The 6,891-nt window shown below is 65.0% G+C and carries 5 protein-coding genes; all 5 read right to left on the reverse strand.

Features of this window, described 5'->3' with window-relative positions; genetic code table 11:
• Positions 1 to 1,883, reverse strand: a 1,883-nt coding sequence (pnp, locus tag Q0L57_RS02095) for a polyribonucleotide nucleotidyltransferase (RefSeq protein ID WP_296737337.1), incomplete at its 3' end; no start/stop codon positions are given.
• 386 nt (positions 1,884 to 2,269) lie between these two features.
• Positions 2,270 to 2,581, reverse strand: a complete 312-nt coding sequence (gene rpsO / locus Q0L57_RS02100; RefSeq protein WP_296737346.1) for a 30S ribosomal protein S15 — start codon at positions 2,579 to 2,581, stop codon at positions 2,270 to 2,272.
• 225 nt (positions 2,582 to 2,806) lie between these two features.
• A complete protein-coding gene (gene truB, locus Q0L57_RS02105) occupies positions 2,807 to 3,766 on the reverse strand; it encodes a tRNA pseudouridine(55) synthase TruB (RefSeq protein ID WP_296737339.1) in 960 nt (319 codons plus the stop codon).
• On the reverse strand, positions 3,766 to 4,185 hold the full coding sequence (rbfA, locus tag Q0L57_RS02110) for a 30S ribosome-binding factor RbfA (protein ID WP_296737342.1): 420 nt from the start codon (positions 4,183 to 4,185) through the stop codon (positions 3,766 to 3,768). The genes truB and rbfA overlap by 1 nt, the downstream gene beginning before the upstream one ends.
• Positions 4,186 to 4,309: 124 nt before the next feature.
• On the reverse strand, positions 4,310 to 6,891 hold a 2,582-nt coding region (infB, locus tag Q0L57_RS02115), incomplete at its 5' end, for a translation initiation factor IF-2 (protein WP_296737344.1).

Below are 6,891 nucleotides of genomic sequence, written 5' to 3' on the forward strand. Positions count from 1 at the left end.
TCGTAGATCTCGCCGACTTCCGGCTCGGCGACGATGGTGTGGATCCACTTCTTCGCCGCCTCGATCTCCTTGGCGTTGGCCGAAGCGATCTTGACCGTGCCGTCGTCCTCGATGTTGATCTTGGCGCCCGTCTTCTCGACGATCTCGCGGATCACCTTGCCGCCGGAGCCGATGACGTCACGGATCTTGTCGGTCGGGATGTGCATGACCTCGATGCGCGGCGCGAACTCGCCGAGCTCGGCGCGGGCGCCGGAGATCGCATGCGCCATCTCGCCCAGGATATGCAGGCGACCGTCCTTGGCCTGGCCGAGGGCGATCTGCATGATCTCCTCGGTGATGCCGTCGATCTTGATGTCCATCTGCAGCGACGTGACGCCATTGGCGGTGCCGGCGACCTTGAAATCCATATCGCCGAGGTGATCCTCGTCACCGAGGATATCGGAGAGCACCGCGAAGCGCTCGCCTTCCTTGATCAGGCCCATGGCGATGCCGGCAACCGGCTTGGCGAGCGGAACGCCCGCGTCCATCAGCGCCAGCGAGGTGCCGCAGACGGTCGCCATCGAGGACGAGCCGTTGGACTCGGTGATCTCGGAGACGACGCGCAGCGTGTAGGGGAACTGGTCGGCGGTCGGCAGCATCGGCCGGATCGCGCGCCAGGCCAGCTTGCCATGGCCGATCTCGCGGCGGCCCGGCGAGCCCATGCGGCCGGTCTCGCCAACCGAGTAGGGCGGGAAGTTGTAGTGCAGGAGGAACTTCTCCTTGTACATGCCGGTCAGCGAATCGACGAACTGCTCGTCCTCGCCGGTGCCGAGGGTCGCCACGACCAGCGCCTGGGTCTCGCCGCGGGTGAACAGTGCCGAACCATGGGTGCGCGGCAGGACGCCGACTTCAGAGACGATCTTGCGGACGGTCTTGAGGTCGCGGCCGTCGATGCGCGAGCCGGTGTCGAGGATGTTCCAGCGCACGACCTTGGCCTGGAGCTCCTTGAAGACGGTGCCGATCTGCTCGGAAAAATACTTCGCGTCCTCGCCTTCGGCCGGAGCGAACGCGGCCTTGACCTTCGCCTTGACGGCGTCGACCGCGGCATAGCGCTTCTGCTTGTCGGTGATCTTGTAGGCCTCGCGAAGCTCGTCGCCGACGATCTTCAGCATCTCGCCTTCGAGCGCGGAATAATCCGGCGCGGTGAAGTCGCGCGGCTCCTTGGCGGCGACCTCGGCCAGCTTGATGATCGCATCGATCACCGGCTGGAAGCCCTTGTGGCCGAACATCACGGCGCCGAGCATCAGGTCTTCGCTGAGCTCCTTGGCCTCGGATTCGACCATCAGCACGGCGTCGGTGGTGCCGGCGACGACGAGGTCGAGCTTGGATTCCTCCATCTCGTCGATATGCGGGTTGAGCACGTATTCGCCGTTGATGTAGCCGACGCGGGCGCCGCCGATCGGGCCCATGAAGGGAACGCCGGAAAGCGTCAGGGCGGCCGAGGTGGCGACGATCGACAGGATGTCCGGATCGTTCTCCAGATCATGCTGGACGACGGTGACAACGATCTGGGTGTCGTTCTTGTAGCCGTCGGCGAAGAGCGGGCGGATCGGGCGGTCGATCAGGCGGGAAACCAGCGTTTCCTTCTCGCTCGGACGGCCCTCGCGCTTGAAATAGCCACCGGGGATCTTGCCGGCGGCGTAGGTCTTTTCCTGGTAGTTGACGGTAAGCGGGAAGAAATCGAGGCCGGGCTTCGGCTCCTTCATCGAAACGACGGTGGCGAGCACCACGGTCTCACCGTAGGTGGCGAGCACAGCGCCGTCAGCCTGACGCGCGATCTTGCCGGTTTCGAGGATGAGCGGACGGCCGCCCCATTCGATTTCGACCTTGTGTTGATTGAACATATCTTGTCCTTCATATGCGGAAGGGGCCGCGCCGTATCATGGTTCGCGGTTCTCCCTTCCAGGCTTCCTTTCTCGGGCAGCCACGGGCAAGACAACGGGAAGCTCGAAATATCCGGCGCAACAGCCGAGCGAGCGTCCTGCAATCCTGCCCCATGACCGTCCACGGGCGGTTCCAAGCGGCCCTCTGCACGCCCCGGAACCGGGTCTGGCCGACTTTCGGCCGGCCTCGCGCGCGACGCCGAAAACCCATGTTTCCGGAACGCGCCTCGCGCGAATGCGAATTTCACGAGCGCAAAGCGCTCCTTTCCAGCACCGCCGCACCGGACCAGCCAGTGCGCCAATGCGCGACCGGCGGGCTCTGCGAAGAGAGCCCGCCGGTCAATTGGTCAACGACGCAGACCGAGCTTCTCGATCAGCGTCTGGTAGCGCGCGTCATCCTTGCGCTTGAGATAATCAAGCAGGCTGCGACGCTGGGAGACGAGAGCGAGCAGACCACGGCGGGAATGGTTATCCTTCTTGTGGTCCTTGAAGTGGTCGGTCAGGTTCTTGATGCGCTCGGAGAGGATGGCGACCTGGACTTCCGGAGACCCGGTATCGCCCTTCGCGGTTGCGAATTCGGCCATCAATTCCTTCTTGCGATCGGCAGTAATCGACATCGTGTTTTTCCTTGTCTGTTGGAGGAAACGGGACGCCCACAGCCGGGATGTCGTCCAGCAGGGGCCGGTGCAAGCAACGCGTCAGGGCGCGAAGCTGCGGCGCATATAGTGCAATTCCCGACAAAACACCAGCCTAATTGTCAAGCCGGCTTGCCGCAGTTCCCGGCACCAGAATAAAGGCCCGGCCAATTCTTTCCCGCGGGAAATGCATCGGTCCGGCACAGACTACATTCCGAAGAAATAACCGCCGGCACCGCAACAGGACCGTTATCCGACAAAGACCCGCTTCGGCTTGAACATGCCCTGTTCGATTGCGCCGATGGCGACGAGCCGGCCGCGCGCGGTGGCGCAGGCTTCCTCGGCCTCGACCGGTGCATCCCGGCCGCGAATGATGACCGGATTGCCGAGCCGGATCTTGGTCGCCGCGTCGTCGCTGACGGCGACCTGCGGCAAGCAGTCGAGCGCAGCCGCGGTGTCGACCAGCAACGCGTCGATGGCGCCGAAATCGACCGGCGCATCGGCTTCGTCCGTATTCTCGTCGCTCTTGTCGCCGAAGCGTGCTGCTTCAAGCTCGGCGACGGTGACGAAATCCTCGGGCGTGAACGGCTCGACCTCGACGCGGCGCAGTTCCGCGATGTGTCCGAAGCAGCCGAGATCGCGCCCCATGTCGCGCGCCAGCGAGCGCACATAGGTGCCCTTGCCGCATTCGACCTCGAAAACCGTCCTGTCGGCGCCGTGTTCCGTGATGTCCAGGCGGCCGATCTCGATCTCGCGCGCCGGAATATCGACCGTTTCGCCGTCGCGCGCGAGGTCATAGGCGCGCTCACCGGCTATCTTGATGGCCGAGAATTGCGGCGGCGTCTGCATGATGATGCCGGTGTATTTCGGCAGCAGCGCCCTCACCTCGGCCTCGGCCGGGCGGCGGTCAGAGCTGTTCGTCACCGGACCTTCGAGGTCGTCGGTCGAGCGCTCTTCGCCCCACGCGACGGTGAAGCGGTAGACCTTGGCGCCATCCTGCACGTAAGGCACGGTCTTGGTCGCCTCGCCGAGCGCGATCGGCAGCATGCCAGACGCCAGAGGGTCGAGCGTGCCGGCGTGGCCGGCCTTCTCGGCCTGGAACAACCATTTGACCTTGGAGACGGCCTCGGTCGAGCCCATGCCAACCGGCTTGTCCAGCACCACCCAGCCGGAAACCGGCCTGCCTTTCTTCTTGCCGCGACGCGCCACTATTCTTCGTCCTTATTATTGTTCTGCTCGTCCGGGCCGAGATCGCGCGCGACTTCAGGCGACTTCAGCAATTCGTTGATCTTCGCGAAATTGTCGAAGGACGTATCGAGCCGGAAGCGAAACTCCGGCATGTACTTCATTTGCCGCAACGCGCCGGAGACGCGACCGCGGATGAATCTCGCGTGCTTGTTGAGCGCCTCGACCACCGCGTCGGTGTCGCTCACGCCGAGCGGCGAGACGAACGCCGTGGCGATCTTGAGGTCAGGCGACATGCGCACTTCGGAAACCGAAACGACGGCGTTTTCGACCACCGGATCGATGATTTCGCCGCGTTGCAAGGTCTCGGACAGTGCGTGACGCACCTGCTCGCCGACGCGCAGCATTCGCTGGGAGGGACCTGAAGTCGTGGAACGGGACATTTTCTTTTAGTCCTGAAATCGTGGAGCACGGGATGGGACCGCGCCACATGTCTCGACATGCATAAAGGTTCTGGACGGCAGCCTTTCGGCCGCCGCCCGGTCATCTCGGCAAGTATATCCGAATTTAGAGCGTCCTGCTCACCATCTCGACGCGGAAGCACTCGATGACGTCGCCGACGCGCATGTCCTCGTAGTTCTGGAAGGCCATGCCGCATTCCTGGCCGGCCGGCACTTCCGAAACTTCGTCCTTGAAGCGCTTGAGCGTCTTCAGCGTGCCTTCGTGGATGACGACGTTGTCGCGGATCAGGCGGACACCGGCGCCACGTTCGACCTTGCCTTCGGTGATACGGCAGCCGGCGATCTTGCCGATCTTCGAGATGTCGAAGATCTCGAGGATCTCGGCATTGCCGATGAAGGTCTCGCGCCGCTCCGGCGAGAGCATGCCGGAGAGTGCCGCTTTCACGTCATCGACGAGGTTGTAGATGATCGAGTAGTAGCGGATCTCGATGCCGGCGGCTGCCGCGGCCGCGCGCGCCTGGGCGTTGGCGCGGACGTTGAAGCCGATGATCGCGGCGCCGGAGGTCTCGGCAAGCGAAACGTCGCTTTCGGTGATGCCGCCGGCACCCGAATGGACGATGCGCGCCCGCACCTCGTCGTTGCCGAGCTTCTCGAGCGCGGCGTTGATCGCCTCGATCGAGCCCTGCACGTCGCCCTTGATGACCAGCGGGAATTCCTTGAGCCCGCTCGTCTGCAACTGCGACATCATCTGTTCCAGCGAGCCGCGCTGTCCGGCATGCTTGGCCACCGCCTTCTCGCGCGCCAGGCGCTGGCGGTATTCGGTGATCTCGCGGGCGCGCGCCTCGTTGTTGACGACCGCGAAGCGGTCGCCAGCCTGCGGCGTGCCCTGAAGACCGAGCACCTCGACCGGCATGGCCGGCGGCGCTTCAGCCACGTGCTCGCCACGATCGTTGACCAGCGCGCGCACACGGCCCCACTCGTTGCCGGCAACAAGGATGTCACCCGGCATCAGCGTGCCGGTCTGCACCAGCACGGTGGCGACGGGACCACGGCCCTTGTCGAGCTTGGCCTCGATAACCGCGCCCTCGGCGGTGCGGTCCGGGTTGGCCTTGAGGTCGAGGACTTCGGCCTGCAGCAGGATCGCCTCGAGCAGCTTGTCGAGGTTGGTGCCCTTGGTCGCCGAAACCTCGACGTCCAGCACCTCGCCGCCCATCGATTCCACGAACACTTCGTGGCGCAGCAGTTCGGTACGCACCTTCTGCGGGTCGGCATCGCGCTTGTCGATCTTGTTGATCGCCACGATGATCGGCACGCCGGCCGCCTTGGCATGGCTGATCGATTCAATCGTCTGCGGCATCACGCTGTCATCGGCGGCCACGACCAGCACGGCGATGTCGGTGACCTGGGCGCCGCGGGCGCGCATGGCCGTGAAGGCGGCGTGGCCGGGCGTGTCGATGAAGGTGATCTTCTGGCCGTTCTTCTCGACCTGGTAGGCGCCGATATGCTGGGTGATGCCACCGGCTTCGCCGGAGACGACATTGGCGTTACGGATGGCGTCGAGCAGCGAGGTCTTGCCGTGGTCGACATGGCCCATGATCGTCACGACAGGCGGCCGCGACACCAGGTCTTCCGGCCGGTCGGCGATGTTGAACAGGCCTTCCTCGATGTCGGACTCGGCAACGCGGCGGACCGTGTGGCCGAATTCCGACGCGACCAGCTCGGCCGTGTCGGCGTCGATGACGTCGCCCGGCTTCAGGATCTGGCCCTGCTTCATGAAGAATTTGACCACATCCACGGCGCGCTCCGACATACGCTGCGCCAGTTCCTGGATGGTGATGGTTTCGGGTAGAATCACTTCACGAACGACTTTCTCGCGCGGCTCATTGTGCATCGCGCGCTTGAACTTCTCCTGGCGCCGACGCATCGACGACAGCGAACGGCCGCGCGCATCGTCGTCCGACAACGCCGAATTCAGCGTCAGCTTGCCGCGGCGACGGTCTTCCTCGCCCTTGGTCGGCTTGGCGGGACGGGCCACTTCGGGCGTAGCGAGGCGACGTGCCGGCGCGCTGGCACCACCAGCGCCAGCACCGCTACTCGGCGTGCCGGTCCGCCTGGGCTTGACCTCTTCTTCGTCCTCGACGGTTGCCATGTCGGCGGCCTGCGGCGCCCGGCGGCGAGCCTCCTCCTCGGCGCGGCGACGCGATTCCGCCTCAGCCTGGAGCCTGGCTTCCTCCTCGGCCTGACGGCGCGCGGAGTCCTCGCGCTCGCGGCGACGGCGCTCTTCTTCCTCGGCGCGGCGCTTGGCTTCTTCCTGCGCGCGCTGCCGATCCTCGACCTCGCGCGCCTTGGAACCTTCGAGCGCCCTGCGACGCGCTTCCATCTCGCCGCGCGACAACTCGTTCAGCACCATGCCGGAACGCTCCGGCGACGGAGGCGGCGCCTTCGGCGCTTCACGCACGACCGGCGCCGCGGGCGCGGCGGCAACAGCGGGCTTCGGCGTGAAGACGGGCGGCGCGACCGGCTCCGGCTTGTCGCCGGGCATCGAGAACTTGCGCTTCTTGATCTCGACCTGGACCTGCTTGGTACGGCCATGCGAGAAATTCTGGCGCACGGTGCCCTGCTCGGTACCGGGGCGCTTCAGCGTCAAGGTCTTCTTCGGCGTAACGCTCAACGTCTTGTCGTCGCCCG

The organism is Mesorhizobium sp. (assembly GCF_024509055.1).
Classification (GTDB): Bacteria; Pseudomonadota; Alphaproteobacteria; order Rhizobiales; family Rhizobiaceae; genus Mesorhizobium.